This window comes from Bacillus sp. LUNF1, assembly GCF_011008975.1.
GTDB lineage: Bacteria > Bacillota > Bacilli > Bacillales > Bacillaceae > Bacillus > Bacillus velezensis.
In genome coordinates, this window is record NZ_CP048876.1 from 2,959,231 (window position 1) to 2,972,500 (window position 13,270).

At 47.8% G+C, this 13,270-nt stretch carries 12 protein-coding genes and 12 tRNA genes; 6 read left to right on the forward strand and 18 right to left on the reverse strand.

The features are described from left to right. Window positions 1-64: 64 nt before the first annotated feature. The 4 genes from G4O42_RS14530 to G4O42_RS14545 all read left to right on the forward strand — a co-directional run bounded on the left by G4O42_RS14530 (window position 65) and on the right by G4O42_RS14545 (window position 3,064). Window positions 65-1,396, forward strand: coding sequence for a cytochrome ubiquinol oxidase subunit I (locus tag G4O42_RS14530; RefSeq protein WP_003152226.1), 1,332 nt, complete (start codon window positions 65-67; stop codon window positions 1,394-1,396). Between the two features lie 22 nt (window positions 1,397-1,418). Continuing rightward, on the forward strand, window positions 1,419-2,459 hold the full coding sequence (locus tag G4O42_RS14535; protein WP_032873551.1) for a cytochrome d ubiquinol oxidase subunit II: 1,041 nt from the start codon (window positions 1,419-1,421) through the stop codon (window positions 2,457-2,459). A 57-nt stretch (window positions 2,460-2,516) separates the two neighbouring features. Next, window positions 2,517-2,675, forward strand: coding sequence for a DUF1540 domain-containing protein (locus G4O42_RS14540; protein ID WP_007408842.1), 159 nt, complete (start codon window positions 2,517-2,519; stop codon window positions 2,673-2,675). A gap of 98 nt (window positions 2,676-2,773) precedes the next feature. Further along, window positions 2,774-3,064 (forward strand): hypothetical protein, encoded by a 291-nt coding sequence (locus G4O42_RS14545; RefSeq protein ID WP_108720616.1) that lies wholly within the window; start codon window positions 2,774-2,776, stop codon window positions 3,062-3,064. Here the strand turns inward: G4O42_RS14545 and menC are convergent. The 6 genes from menC to G4O42_RS14575 form a co-directional block, all read right to left on the reverse strand. Then, entirely contained in the window at window positions 3,048-4,163 is a 1,116-nt protein-coding gene (gene menC, locus G4O42_RS14550) for an o-succinylbenzoate synthase (RefSeq protein ID WP_032873547.1), read from the reverse strand. The two genes, G4O42_RS14545 and menC, sit on opposite strands and share 17 nt — an antisense overlap. Next, window positions 4,160-5,623, reverse strand: coding sequence for an o-succinylbenzoate--CoA ligase (locus G4O42_RS14555; protein WP_032873545.1), 1,464 nt, complete (start codon window positions 5,621-5,623; stop codon window positions 4,160-4,162). Before G4O42_RS14555 ends, menC begins: the two co-directional genes overlap by 4 nt. 87 nt (window positions 5,624-5,710) lie before the next feature. Continuing rightward, window positions 5,711-6,529, reverse strand: a complete 819-nt coding sequence (gene menB, locus G4O42_RS14560; protein ID WP_007408846.1) for a 1,4-dihydroxy-2-naphthoyl-CoA synthase — start codon at window positions 6,527-6,529, stop codon at window positions 5,711-5,713. A 58-nt stretch (window positions 6,530-6,587) separates the two neighbouring features. Then, window positions 6,588-7,412 carry a 2-succinyl-6-hydroxy-2,4-cyclohexadiene-1-carboxylate synthase gene (gene menH / locus G4O42_RS14565; protein WP_032873544.1) on the reverse strand — a complete coding sequence of 275 codons (825 nt, stop codon included), beginning with the start codon at window positions 7,410-7,412 and terminating at the stop codon, window positions 6,588-6,590. Further along, window positions 7,400-9,136, reverse strand: a complete 1,737-nt coding sequence (gene menD / locus G4O42_RS14570) for a 2-succinyl-5-enolpyruvyl-6-hydroxy-3-cyclohexene-1-carboxylic-acid synthase (protein WP_032873542.1) — start codon at window positions 9,134-9,136, stop codon at window positions 7,400-7,402. Before menD ends, menH begins: the two co-directional genes overlap by 13 nt. Next, the gene (locus G4O42_RS14575) at window positions 9,133-10,545 is read right to left on the reverse strand and encodes an isochorismate synthase (RefSeq protein ID WP_032873540.1); all 1,413 of its coding nucleotides are present in this window, start codon (window positions 10,543-10,545) and stop codon (window positions 9,133-9,135) included. The genes menD and G4O42_RS14575 overlap by 4 nt, the downstream gene beginning before the upstream one ends. 282 nt (window positions 10,546-10,827) lie before the next feature. On the opposite strand from G4O42_RS14575, the gene G4O42_RS14580 reads away from it, so the two are divergent. After that, window positions 10,828-11,547 carry a TraR/DksA C4-type zinc finger protein gene (locus G4O42_RS14580; RefSeq protein ID WP_007613312.1) on the forward strand — a complete coding sequence of 240 codons (720 nt, stop codon included), beginning with the start codon at window positions 10,828-10,830 and terminating at the stop codon, window positions 11,545-11,547. A gap of 156 nt (window positions 11,548-11,703) precedes the next feature. Beyond that, entirely contained in the window at window positions 11,704-12,174 is a 471-nt protein-coding gene (locus G4O42_RS14585) for a TspO/MBR family protein (protein ID WP_032873537.1), read from the forward strand. A 34-nt stretch (window positions 12,175-12,208) separates the two neighbouring features. On the opposite strand, the gene G4O42_RS14590 is transcribed toward G4O42_RS14585, so the two are convergent. From G4O42_RS14590 to G4O42_RS14645, 12 genes are all read right to left on the reverse strand, one after another. Beyond that, a tRNA-Glu gene (locus tag G4O42_RS14590) sits at window positions 12,209-12,280 on the reverse strand. Window positions 12,281-12,283: 3 nt separating this feature from the next. Beyond that, window positions 12,284-12,374 (reverse strand) — tRNA-Ser (locus tag G4O42_RS14595). A 3-nt stretch (window positions 12,375-12,377) separates the two neighbouring features. After that, a tRNA-Asn gene (locus tag G4O42_RS14600) sits at window positions 12,378-12,452 on the reverse strand. 10 nt (window positions 12,453-12,462) lie between these two features. Beyond that, window positions 12,463-12,539, reverse strand: a tRNA-Ile gene (locus tag G4O42_RS14605). Window positions 12,540-12,554: 15 nt separating this feature from the next. Next, window positions 12,555-12,628, reverse strand: a tRNA-Gly gene (locus tag G4O42_RS14610). A gap of 8 nt (window positions 12,629-12,636) precedes the next feature. Beyond that, window positions 12,637-12,712 (reverse strand) — tRNA-His (locus tag G4O42_RS14615). 20 nt (window positions 12,713-12,732) lie between these two features. Further along, window positions 12,733-12,808, reverse strand: a tRNA-Phe gene (locus tag G4O42_RS14620). Window positions 12,809-12,818: 10 nt separating this feature from the next. Beyond that, window positions 12,819-12,895, reverse strand: a tRNA-Asp gene (locus tag G4O42_RS14625). Window positions 12,896-12,901: 6 nt separating this feature from the next. Then, window positions 12,902-12,978, reverse strand: a tRNA-Met gene (locus G4O42_RS14630). 19 nt (window positions 12,979-12,997) lie between these two features. Further along, window positions 12,998-13,090: transfer RNA gene (locus G4O42_RS14635), tRNA-Ser, on the reverse strand. Window positions 13,091-13,097: 7 nt separating this feature from the next. Then, a tRNA-Ile gene (locus G4O42_RS14640) sits at window positions 13,098-13,174 on the reverse strand. Between the two features lie 2 nt (window positions 13,175-13,176). After that, window positions 13,177-13,253 (reverse strand) — tRNA-Met (locus G4O42_RS14645). Window positions 13,254-13,270: the final 17 nt, after the last annotated feature.

The window sequence follows — 13,270 nt, forward strand, 5'->3', positions numbered from 1 at the left end:
TCGCTTCAGCAAATAATATAACCACATTACATAAAACGGTAATTTAGAAAGGCGGTTTATGATCGTGGATGATTTAGTGTTAGCCAGAAGCCTGTTCGGGACAACCATGGGCTTTCATATTATTTTTGCGACGCTTGGTGTCGGCTTGCCTCTGATGATTTTAATGGCTGAATTGATTTATCAAAAAACAAAAGATCCGCATTATGCCATTATGGCGAAAAGGTGGACGAAGGCGCAGGCTGTTCTGCTCGGCGTGGCGATACCGACCGGAACGATCGCGGGTACACAGCTTGCCCTTTTGTGGCCCGGATTCATGGAAGTCATCGGCAGGGTGATGTCCCTCCCGTTTCAGATTGAAATTTATGCTTTCTTTATCGAAGCGCTGTTTATGTCCATTTATGTCTACGCCGCTGACCGGCTGACTCCGGCGATGCGTATCATTGCCGTTATTTTTGTTTTGATCGGCGCCGCGGCATCCGCCGTCTTAATCACAAATGTTCACGCATTTGAAGGAACGCCGGCCGGCTTTAAAATTTTAAACGGCAAAATCACTGACGTCGAACCTTGGGCAGCGTTTTTTAATCCAAGCTTTTTCACCACCGCGGGCCATGTCGTACTGACGGCTTTCATGACCGGTGCATTTATCGTTGCGTCAGTTGCGGCTTATAAAATGCTGAGAACGAGAAAACAGGAGCAGGTATACCGCTTTCACCGAAAAGCGCTGCTGCTCGCCTTAACGATCGGCGGGATATTCTCCATTATTGCCTCTTTAAACGGTCACGAGTCAGCCCAGCTTCTTTACGAATACCAGCCTGAGAAGCTTGCGGGCGCAGAAGGGCTGTTTGAAACTAGATCACACGCTCCGCTTGCGATCGGAGGTTTTACTGATGCAAAAGAAGAAAAAGTAAAATGGGCGATAGAAGTGCCATGGGCTTTAAGCTTTTTGGCTGCAAACAGCTTTGATACCGTCGTCAAAGGATTGAACGCCTTTCCGAAAGACGAGTGGCCGCCTTTATTCATCCATACACTGTTTAACGGAATGGTCGGCATCGGGATGCTGCTCATTTTGTACTCAATCATCGGCATCGTGTGGAGAAAAATTTTAAAGAAAGACAGCTTTCCGACTTGGCTTTTGATTTTATTTTTAACCGCAGGACCGCTCAGTCTGATCGGAATTGAATTCGGGTGGATATTCGCTTGTACGGGGCGGCAGCCGTGGGTGATTTACCATCTCTTGAAAACGTCAGATGTCGTCACGACAACCGGTTCAATCGGTTTGCTGTTCATCCTGTTTACAGTGGTTTACGCCATTTTGGCAGCCGCAGTCATTTATGTGCTGCTTTATTATTTCCGCAAACATCCCGTTGAGGAGGATGTAAAAGCGGCGGAATCCTAACAATAGAAAGGGCTGAATTGAAATGGACATTACCATGGATGCTCTCATTGCGATATCCATCGTATGGGGCTTCGTGTTTATCTACGCGGTCATGGCAACGATGGACTTCGGAGCCGGCTTTTGGTCGATGATTTATTTAAATAGAGAACAAACAAAGGCGACAAACATCGCCAACCGTTATTTGTCCCCGACATGGGAAGTGACCAACGTCTTTATCGTCGCAATCGTTGTCGCCCTATTCAGCTTCTTTCCAGGGGCAACCTTCGTGCTGGGAACCGTTTTATTGATCCCGGGGAGTATTATTTTGCTGCTTTTAGCCATCCGCAGCGGCTTTCTCGTCTTCTCCAATACGGCGAAGGAAAGAAAAATCATGAGATATATCTCCGGAATTTCGGGCTTCATTATTCCCGCTGTGCTGATTTTGGTCCTTCCGGTCACACACGGAGGATTTATTGATAAGACGGGCGGCGTGTATCACCTGAATTTGGCAAATGTCTTTACAAGCCTTAATGCGTATGCGTTTATCGGCTTTGCCATTTTAAGCACTTTATTTTTATCTTCACTGCTTCTGGCCGATTTTTCAAATGTTGCGGAAGAGGAGCATGCGTACCGCATCTACAGACGGAGCTCTTTAATAACAGGGCCGCTGTCGCTTCTTTTTGCCTTCTTCATTATGCTGACATTACGCTCTGAAGCCGGCTGGCTGTATACGGGCATGATGAAAGACAAGACATGGCTCATTCTGTCTGTCATTACATTTATCATTGCCGGCGTGGCTCTGTTTTTGCCGAATAAGCACTTCGGCCGCAACCTCGGCAAACCGAGAATCGCCATGATCGCCATTGCGCTTCAATACTTTCTGGCAAGCTATGCATACGGACGGGCGCATCTTCCTTATATGATTTATCCGGATATTACGGTCATGTCAGGATTTACGGAGCCGGCAACCTTCAGGGCGCTGTTTATGACGTATATCGTCGCTTTCATCATTTTGTTTCCCGGGTTTTATTTCTTCTGGAAGCTCTTTATGAAAGACAGACGTTATATCCGCCAGGAGGAATAACAAAAATCAGGGCGGCTCATACTAATGGCGTACCTTTTATCTTGGAGGGGAGCCAGCATGGACCAAAAAATTCTGTGTGAAGTCAATAACTGTTCATATTGGGGCAGAGGAAACAAATGCACGGCCGACGCTATTTATGTGGTCAGCCATACAGGCGAAACCGCTGAAAAAAGTGAAGAAACGGATTGCAAAACCTTTAAACCGCATGATTTATAAAAGAAAAGAGCTGTTTTATACAGCTCTTTTTCATTTCCGTGCCGCAAGCCTTTTTGAAATCAGCCCCTGAGCCGGAGAAAACCGCGCGGATGAGAAGCATGGCAGAAAGGCGGTTCGCCGGCAAATATATGCGGCGGCAGACAGTACAATATCGCATTCATGACAAGCACATAATTTTTTATCAAGATGTACATCTTGGCCCCAGCCAGAGAGCAACACCTGCGCGCTGTTTGAAGAATAAAAAAATCATCGCATTCGCCTATAAAAAAAACCGGCTGATACAGCCGGTTCAAACTGGGGAAGGGGTGATGATGAACAATTTCAATATAACAGCAGCATACAGGCAGCTCAACTCGCTGAAATGTCTTTTTATCAGTTGTTTGTCGTAAAAACGTCCATTTGGGTGACGTATTTTCTCATTATTTCCTGATTGACTTCAACACCCAGTCCGGGACCGTCCGGAACAGAGATGAACCCCTCTTCGATACGGATGTCGGGAGTGACAATATCCTCCTCCCAGTATCGGTCTGATGAGGAAATGTCACCCGGTATCGTAAATTGCGGCAGCGAAGCGAGCGCGACTGTCTGCGCTCTCGAAATGCCGGTTTCAAACATTCCGCCGCACCAAACCGGCATGTGATGCTCTCTGCATAAGTCATGTATTTTTAAAGCCTCTGTCAGGCCTCCTACACGCGCTGGTTTTATGTTAATGATTTTACAGCTCCCAAGCTCAATCGCCCGCCTTGCGTCATCATATGAGCATATGCTTTCATCGAGGCATACCGCGGTTCTCAAGTGTTTCTGCAGGTGGCGGTGATCGACAATATCATCTGCCTGAAGCGGCTGTTCTATCATCATGAGCTGGAATTCATCCAACTCTTTCAGCCTGCTGATGTCTTTCAGTTCATATGCCGAGTTGGCATCCGCCATCAGCGGTACGTTCGGAAAACGGCTGCGGATGACTCTGATCAGATCAACGTCATGGCCGGGCTGAATTTTTATTTTTATACGTTGATAACCTTCTTTTACGTATTGCTCAATTTCCCGAAGCATCTCATCAGCCGAAGCCAGACCCACCGCCACGCCGGCGGGCACTTTATCTCTTTTTCCCCCTAAGGCTTCTGCGAGAGATATCCCCTTTTTCTTGGCATATAGATCCCACACGGCTGATTCAAGCCCCGCTTTTGCCATGCGGTTTCCTTTGAAACGCGCGAGACTGTCAGGCACTTCTGACGGATGGAAAAACTCGCGGCCTACGACATTTGGGATAAAAAAATCTCTCAGCATATGCGCGCATGTCTGAATCGTTTCTTCTGTATACCACGGAGAAGAAAACGCCGATACCTCCCCCCAGCCGGTTCTCCCGGTTTCATCGATCGCTTCCACGATCAAAAATTTACGGTCCTGCAGCGTTTCAATACTTGTTTTAAACGGTTTTTTCAGCCTCATACTTACATGATAAAGGGTGATTTTTTCAATCTTAATCATGACAATTCTCCTTTACGAAGCTCATTCAGCCGATGCCTCATCAGTTTATTGGACGCGTTCCGCGGGAGCCCGTCAACCTCGAAAAAAGCAGCCGGTATTTTATATTTTGCAAGCCGCTCACGGCAAAAGGCGGTCAGCTCCTCAGAACTGACAGAAGAAGTCAGCACGAGAAAAGCATGCGGCACTTTCCCCCACTTCGGGTCTTCGGCTCCCGAAACACCGGCCTCCCCTACAGCCGGATGGGCAAGCAGCGCCGCTTCCACTTCTGCCGGGTAGATGTTCTCTCCGCCTGAAATAATGAGGTCCGACCGCCTGTCCAGCACGTATAAAAACCCTTCATCATCCAAATATCCAAGATCGCCCGTTTTAAACCATCCATTATGAAAAGCGGCCTGGTTTGCGTCATCACGATGGTAATACCCTTTCATTACATTCGGGCCTTTCACCGTAATTTCACCGTGTTCAAACGGCGCACAAGGGTTCCCGTCTTTTTCAATTCTAATTTCACATGAAAACAGCGGTTTACCGGCCGAGCCGAGCTTGTCCATACTGAATTCCGGAGAAAGCGTGACAATCTGTGAGCAGGTTTCAGTCAAGCCGTAAGATTGAAACACCGGAAATTGTTTCCTGCGGCATTCTTCAAGGAGCGGCAGCGGTGCAGGACCCCCGCCAAGCAGAATGCAGCGCAGTGATTCAGGACATTGTTCAGTTTCCGCAAGCAGGCCCGAAAGCATGGTCTGCACCGCTGAAATGATCGTGACCTGATGGGAGCTGATGCTGTCAAGCACATCAGTGACAGAAAATTTTTGATGAAGCACGACAGGCATGCCGTAAATGACCGACTTAAACAGCGCAGACAGACCGCTGATATGAAACAGCGGCAGCGCAATAAGCCAGCGGTCCCGCTCCGTGACCCCCAGATTCAGCGCAGACGATACAGCGCTGGAATAATGATTACCGAAAGTCTGCTGCACCCCCTTCGGCCTTCCTGTTGTTCCTGACGTATACATAAGAGTCGCCGTATCATCAAGCGTTACATAAGCTTCTGGCTCCATGTCACCCGCCTCTTCAGCCTGCAGCTCGTCCACATCTGCGGTGGCGACCGCAGATTCATATTCTTCGCGGCAAAAACCGTCCTCCGTCAATAAAAGCTTTGCCTGTGAATCTTCGAGCTGAAACAACCGTTCCTGTTTTGAGAGCTTCGTATTCAACAGCACAGCTTCCGCCCCTAATAAGAAGCAGGCGTGAACGGCATAAACCATTTCCGGTCTGTTAGAAAGCAAAATCGCAGCGCGGTCTCCTTTTTTAAGCGAGCAGTATTTGGACAGCCGCGCGGCCATTTGCCTAGAAGCATGATATAATTCTCTGAATGTCATCTGTTTGTTTTCAAATATGAGAGCGATTCTCTCTGGTGTCAGCTGAGCCCTTTGAATGAGCCAATTCGGCTGTTCTGTCAGCATGTTATCATCTCCGAGGTAAAAGTACTTTTTTTGAAAAGAAAACAGCTTGGACCAGAGCGGCTCAAGCTGTTTCGTAGTGTCATCTGATCACGGAAAACGAGGGAACTGACCGAAATCGGGACTGCGTTTCTCTTTAAAGGAATCGCGGCCCTCTTTCGCTTCGTCAGTCGTGTAATAAAGAAGCGTTGCATCTCCTGCAAATTGCTGAATTCCGGCGAGGCCGTCTGTATCTGCGTTAAATGCCGCTTTAAGGAAACGAAGGGCTGTAGGGCTTTTCTCAAGCATTTCTTCACACCATTTAATTGTTTCCTCTTCAAGTTTCTCTAATGGGACAACTGTATTGACAAGCCCCATGTCGAGCGCTTCCTGCGCGTTGTATTGACGGCACAGGTACCAGATTTCACGGGCTTTCTTATGTCCGACGATACGCGCCAGGTAACCTGAGCCGTAACCGGCATCAAAGCTTCCCACTTTCGGTCCGGTTTGGCCGAAAATCGCGTTATCGGCCGCAATCGTTAAATCACAGACGATATGAAGCACATGTCCTCCGCCGATGGCATAGCCTGATACCATCGCTACGACCGGTTTAGGAATCACGCGGATCAAACGCTGAAGATCAAGCACATTCAGACGAGGGATCTGATCGTCTCCGACATATCCGCCGTGACCGCGGACTTTTTGGTCTCCGCCTGAACAGAATGCTTTATCTCCCGCTCCCGCAAGAACGATGACACCAATATTGGAGTCATCACGCGCACGAGCAAACGCGTCAATCATTTCTGATACCGTCTTAGGAGTAAATGCGTTATGTACCTCCGGGCGGTTAATTGTTATTTTTGCAATACCGTTATACGTCTCGTACAGGATTTCATCGTACTGACGTTCACTTTTCCATTCTGCAGCCATTGATATGACCTCCTTCATTTTTGCCTGAGTCCGGCCGAAAAGCTATTTTCTTTATGCTTTACAAGCCGTATAAAAACTCACTTACTATCTTACCAAAAATTCGCGGCTGTTCCACATGTACCGTGTGCCCCGCCTGTTTGACAACCTCTATTTTACTTGATGGGAGCAGGTTATGCACCTTTTGATTAATAGCGCAAAACTTTTCATCCCATTCACCGCATATGAGCAGGACGGGCGCCTTGATGCGGTGTAATGCCTCCCACCAGGAAGGCTGTGAGCCCGTCCCCATTCCGAGCAGGCTTCCTGCAAGTCCGGACGGATTATTTTTCAGCCTGCCGGCACGGATGGATGCCTTTACGCTGTCCGGCAGAGAAAGCTGCGAGGCAAACAACGGAATGCCCTCCCAATAATCGACAAACGATGTTATACCTTCCCGCAATATAAAGTCAGCAAGCTTCCGGTCTGACTGAATCCGCTTTTTGCGTTCCTGAAGCGTGCTCAGGCCCGGGGTTGTACTTTCCAAAACAAGCGCTGACACCCGATGCGGAAATGCCTGTGCAAAGGAATACGCAAGTCTTCCCCCCATAGAATAACCAATAAGTTTCACTTTGTGAAGTTTTAATTGATCAAAAACGGCGGCAAGGTCCGCAACCTGCCGGCTCGCACTGTACCTTGCCGCTTGCACAGGCGCGTCTGTCTCCCCGTGACCCAGACAGTCAATCATCACCATTCGTTCGCCGGGAAACATGCCGCGTAAAAACATCCATGATTCTTTGCTGCCCGTAAATCCATGCAGACAAACAATAGCTTCAGATGATTCGTGGCCGCTATCAGCAGCCCGATAGCACACGCCGTCGGCCGTTTTAACTGTTACAGCTTCCATTCTTTTTTCACTTCCCGCACTGCGGCCTGCAGCAGATCGCGATGGAATTGAACTCTTGATGTCCGATCTGTTTTCAGCTCGATTATATGAAGTCCGGGCTTGTCCGCCTGCGGCTGATACGCATCCTTAAATGCTTCCCATGTCTCAGGGCAAGTATACGTCCCGCCGTACAGTGCGGCGGCATGCCGGAAATCAAGGCCCGTCGGCGTACCGAACAGTTCTTCAAAATGAGTCTTATCAGATGCCTGCGGCAAAAACGAGAAAATCCCGCCGCCATCATTGTTTATTAAAATAACCGTAAGCGGAATTCCAAGTTTTTTAGCCGCTAACAGCCCGTTTAAATCATGGTAAAACGATAAATCTCCAATTACAAGCGTGACAGGAGCTTTTGTACCTTCACACAGTCCCATAGCCGAGGAGACAACCCCGTCAATGCCGTTAGCGCCGCGGTTGGCATAAACACGGAAGGAACGATCTTGTTTTTCAAAGAACGTATCCACGTCGCGAATCGGCATGCTGTTGCCGACAAAAATCGAACTGCCTTCAGGGACAAGATGCTGAAGCTGACGATATACATTTCCTTCAAAAGATAAATCATCCATGCTCGCATCCTGTAAATGACTCCGGAACCGCTCATTGACAAACTGCCATTTCTCAAGCCATCCGGACGGCCGTTTTCCGGTTTCAGCTGAACGGACCGCTTCCAAAAACACAGACGGATGGCAATGAATCATATGCGCGCCGGCCTGGGTGGGATCTCTCCATCCTCCGTCTTCATCGACGATAAACTGCTCAATGGCAGGATCATCTCTGAGCCATAAAAAGAGCGGTTTCGAAACCGGCATCGGGCCGAAGCGGATCACAGCGTCCGGGCGCAGCGCCTCTTTTATTTCTTCATCTTTTAAAAACGAGTCATAAGCATCAATAATCAGCGTCTTATCATGCTCCCCGTTTCGGAGGTTTGAAAGCGGGTCAGCTAAAATCGGGAACTGAAGCATCTCGGCAAGCGCGATGATTTGCTGCTTTTCTGCTTCACCGTGAATTTCGCCGCAGACGATCACACCTTTTTCGGTACCCGCAAGACGCTCTGTAATATGACAGAGAGAATCTTGATCAGCTGACTGAATCCCTGTTGTGACTGAGACGTGCCGCCCCTTTCTCATTCTTTCAAAAGGTCCGGCTGATAAATCCGGCATCAAAGGCTCTCTGAGCGGCACATTGATATGGACTGGCCCCATCGGGCGCTTCCCGGCTTCACTCACGGCTCTGCCGGCCAATGTTCTGATATAGCTCAGCATTTGAGGATTTTCTTCAGGCAGAGCCGAGTCTGTGAAAAACTTAACAAAGTTACCGAACAGAAAATGCTGGTTAATCGCCTGAGGCGCCCCCACTTCCCTCAATTCATGAGGCCGATCAGCAGTCAGGACAATAAGAGGCACTCTTGAATAATGAGCTTCAATCACGGCCGGATAGAAGTTAGCCGCCGCCGTTCCTGACGTACAAATCAGCATGACCGGACGCTGACGGGCTTTTGCAAGACCGAGTGCGAAAAAACCTGCGGATCGTTCATCAATCTGTATATGGACTTGAATATCCGGGTGGGCCGCCGCCAAAACCGCCAAGGGAGTTGACCTCGACCCCGGGCAAACAACCGCGTCGGTGACACCCGATAGAGCGAATTCATCAATAAAGCTTCCGATATAATGTGTAATCGGGTTTGTCAAAGCCTTTCACCTCCTAAAGCAGAGATCATCGGCTTTAGTTTAATTTGTGTTTCTTCATATTCTGATTGCGGATCTGAATCTTCAACAATGCCGCAGCCTGCGAAAAGCCGCGCATTTTTGCCTTCAATCAGCCCTGATCGGATAGCCACGACAAATTCTCCGTTTTCCCTGCCGTCCATCCAGCCGATCGGAGCCGCATACCATCCGCGTGTCATCGGTTCAATATCAGCGATAACTTCAACAGCTTTCTGCTGGGGAGCTCCGCCCAATGCCGGCGTGGGATGCAGCTTTTCAATTAAATCAAACAGCGAAGCGGACGTTTTAAGATGGCCTGTGATCGGTGTATATAGATGCTGAACACTTTTTGTTTTATATAATTGCGGACCTGCAGGCTTTTTCACATCGCTGCAGCTCGACAAGAAAGAATCGTGTATCATCTGAACCACAAAATCATGTTCCGCGAGATTTTTTTCGTCATGCAGCAGCTCTTTGCCGAGACGGTCATCTTCTTGTTGATTTTCTCCGCGCTTAATTGAACCTGCCAGACAGGTGGACATAACGTCTTTGCCGGATTTTTTGATCAGCCGTTCCGGTGAAGCGCCGACAAAGCATTTATCTCCCTGCTCAATCGCAAAAACATAGCTTGTCGTTTGGTCCTTCAAAAGCTTGCGGACAACGCTCTCTGTCGGAATAGGCCCATCATATGACAAAACGACTTCCCTTGCCAGCACGACTTTATCATATTGATTTGCTTTCATATCATTTGTTGCTGTTTTAATGGCTTCAAGCCAGTTTTCCACATCAAGTTCTTCCGCTTTTGTTAAAACAGGATATTCTTCATACTCGATTGAAGAAACTGAAAAAGCTTCCGAAAAAGATTTCAGACGTTTCAGCGTATCTTCTGCCTGATTACCGTCTGCCGCCCATTGATTGACGGTTAAATAATCACCATCTGCCGTCTTTGTCAGCATGAGTGAGGGGATAAAGAACAGTCCTTCTTCGAACCCGTTCCATTCGTCTCCTCTCTCTTCAGCGGGATTAAATGAAAAACCGCCGAATAAGACAGGGCCGACCGCGGTATGCGCCGCCTCTTCTTCATGAATATGAAAAGCCGTCTTTTTAAAGCGCTCCCATTGTTCAAAAACGTCGTGATAACGCTTTCCATTTTTTTCATTCGATTGGAACAGCGCTTCTGTGCCAAGACCGACTATTGTTAATTCACTACCGGGTTCTGACCAAAAAAATCGTTTGCCTTTATATTTTTTTGCTCCGTCTTTGAAAAATGATAGAGGGTCTAAAGACGCAATACGTCTTGAATAGCTCAATAAGACAGCATGGTTGACTTGTTTGGCTTTATGTAATGCATGATCTGCTTCCTCTCGGAACGTATGCTGCACCGTTGTCACCATGAGACATTCCTCCATAATCCGTTAAATGCTTTTAATACAATACACCTGTGATGACTTTGTGTCAAACACACAGATTTGAGCACGACAAAATGCCTGCATTTCTTATTATAAACCTTTTTGCGCAAATGAATAAAGAAACAAACTTGAATTTTCTTTCCCCACTCTCGGCAATCACTGTATCCTTTTACTTCCTCATGGGAAAATGACTATTTTTATCCACCATTTTTCTGCGCAAAAGCGTTCATACTAACAGTAAGCATCACATAGAAACGAGGGATTGATGTGCTTACAAACGAACAGATTACACACTTAAAAAAAGAATTGGAAGAAGCCAGACATGATATTTTGAGCCGCTTTAAAGAAAATGATCAATTTCAGTTAACTGATGAATTCCCGTATCAGTCATCCGGCGAATTGTCTTCCTATGACAATCATCCCGGCGATCAGGCGACCGAATTATACGAGCGGGAAAAAGACCTGGCTCTGCTCGACCATGAACGAGAGCACCTTCGCGATATTGATTACTCTCTGAAACAAATTGAAAACGGCACATACGGCACGTGTGAAGTCAGCGGCAAGGACATTCCTTATGACAGACTCGAAGCTCTGCCGACGGCTACAACATTGGCGGAATATTCCTCGCAGGATGCCGTTTCCAAAGACAGGCCGATTGAAGAGGAAACACCGTTCGGACAGTTTGAATTTGATGATGATGAATCAATCCGGGCTGCTTACGATAGTGAAGATGCTTATCAGGATGTTGAGGAATACGGAAACTCAGAAACGCCTCAGGATTTAGAGGATCCGCCGCTCAGCTATGGGGATATGACAATGAACTCCGAAGAAAACATCGGCTATGCTGAGGATTATGAAAACTTTATCGCGACAGATATTACCGGAAAAAACATTTCCGTGTATCCAAGCAAAGCACACGAAAAATATGAACAGGAACTGGACGAAGAAGGAATAATGACGACCTTTGGCGATCTTCATGCTGATTAAAACCCCGGCCTGCCGGGGTTTTTGAATACAAATAAATGGTTTGCTGCATTTTCACACTGAAAACTCATACACTTAATGGTGCATGAACCTTTTAAAAGGTTTAACATTTCCAAAAAAGGGAATTAACGTGTTGACATTGAATGACGGAGGGGACAAATGAAAAAGAAGTATATCGGTGCGATTATTGTATTTATCATTACATATGTCTTGTTTTCTTTAGCGGGAGTTCTCTTTCCCATCGACCGGGAATGGTATGACGCGCTGCAAAAACCTGACTGGACGCCGAGCGGATCAGTGATCGGCATCATATGGGCGGTTTTGTTTGCGCTTATTTCGCTCTCAGCAGCCTTGATATACGCAAAGTTTTCATGTAAAGAATCCAAAGCTTTTTGGGTGATGCTTCTCATCAATTATATCGTGAATCAAGGGTTCAGCTATTTTCAATTCACACAGAAAAATTTGCTTGCTGCATCTATCGATTGCCTGCTTGTGGCGGTGACAACACTCATTCTGTTGCTCATTGCCGGTAAATACAGTAAAGCTTCAGCCTGGCTTCTGGTTCCTTATTTATTATGGAGCGCTTTTGCCACATACCTGTCTTTTACCATTTACGCTACGAACGCATAATAAAAAACCTTGCATAGTATGCAAGGTTTTTTAATGACCCGTACGGGATTCGAACCCGTGTTACCGCCGTGAAAGGGCGGTGTCTTAACCGCTTGACCAACGGGCCTTATGGCGGAGAAGGAGGGATTTGAACCCTCGCGCCGCTTACACGACCTACACCCTTAGCAGGGGCGCCTCTTCAGCCACTTGAGTACTTCTCCGTATGGCTCCACAGGCAGGATTCGAACCTGCGACCGATCGGTTAACAGCCGATAGCTCTACCACTGAGCTACTGTGGAAAAATCATCATGGTGGGCCTGAGTGGACTCGAACCACCGACCTCACGCTTATCAGGCGTGCGCTCTAACCAGCTGAGCTACAGGCCCATGACAATATAAAAATGGAGCGGGTGATGGGAATCGAACCCACGACATCAGCTTGGAAGGCTGAGGTTTTACCACTAAACTACACCCGCATGTTGTTTGGGGCGATTGATGGGAATCGAACCCACGAGTGCCAGAGCCACAATCTGGTGCGTTAACCACTTCGCCACAACCGCCAAAACAATATTAAATTAAATGGTGGCTCGGGACGGAATCGAACCGCCGACACACGGATTTTCAGTCCGTTGCTCTACCAACTGAGCTACCGAGCCTTGTTATAAATGGCGGTCCGGACGGGACTCGAACCCGCGACCTCCTGCGTGACAGGCAGGCATTCTAACCAACTGAACTACCGGACCATTTTTTGGTTGCGGGGGCAGGATTTGAACCTGCGACCTTCGGGTTATGAGCCCGACGAGCTACCGAACTGCTCCACCCCGCGATGATAATTAAATTAGATATGGCGGAGGAAGAGGGATTCGAACCCCCGCGGGCTTTGACACCCCTGTCGGTTTTCAAGACCGATCCCTTCAGCCAGACTTGGGTATTCCTCCGTATAAGTGGTGGACCTTGTAGGACTCGAACCTACGACCGGACGGTTATGAGCCGTCTGCTCTAACCAACTGAGCTAAAGGTCCAATGGTAGCGGCGGAGGGGATCGAACCCCCGACCTCACGGGTATGAACCGTACGCTCTAGCCAGCTGAGCTACACCGCCAAAAAACAATTAAAATC

Bases quoted from the DNA above. Each gene is read 5' to 3' on its own strand.
- menH (WP_032873544.1), bottom strand. From the start codon at position 7,412: ATGGAAGCTGTAACAGTTAAAACGGCCGACGGCGTGTGCTATCGGGCT.
- menC (WP_032873547.1), bottom strand. From the start codon at position 4,163: ATGATTAAGATTGAAAAAATCACCCTTTATCATGTAAGTATGAGGCTG.
- G4O42_RS14585 (WP_032873537.1), top strand. From the start codon at position 11,704: ATGAAAAAGAAGTATATCGGTGCGATTATTGTATTTATCATTACATAT.
- G4O42_RS14540 (WP_007408842.1), top strand. From the start codon at position 2,517: ATGGACCAAAAAATTCTGTGTGAAGTCAATAACTGTTCATATTGGGGC.
- G4O42_RS14575 (WP_032873540.1), bottom strand. From the start codon at position 10,545: ATGGTGACAACGGTGCAGCATACGTTCCGAGAGGAAGCAGATCATGCA.
- G4O42_RS14545 (WP_108720616.1), top strand. From the start codon at position 2,774: ATGGCAGAAAGGCGGTTCGCCGGCAAATATATGCGGCGGCAGACAGTA.
- G4O42_RS14535 (WP_032873551.1), top strand. From the start codon at position 1,419: ATGGACATTACCATGGATGCTCTCATTGCGATATCCATCGTATGGGGC.
- menB (WP_007408846.1), bottom strand. From the start codon at position 6,529: ATGGCTGCAGAATGGAAAAGTGAACGTCAGTACGATGAAATCCTGTAC.
- G4O42_RS14555 (WP_032873545.1), bottom strand. From the start codon at position 5,623: ATGCTGACAGAACAGCCGAATTGGCTCATTCAAAGGGCTCAGCTGACA.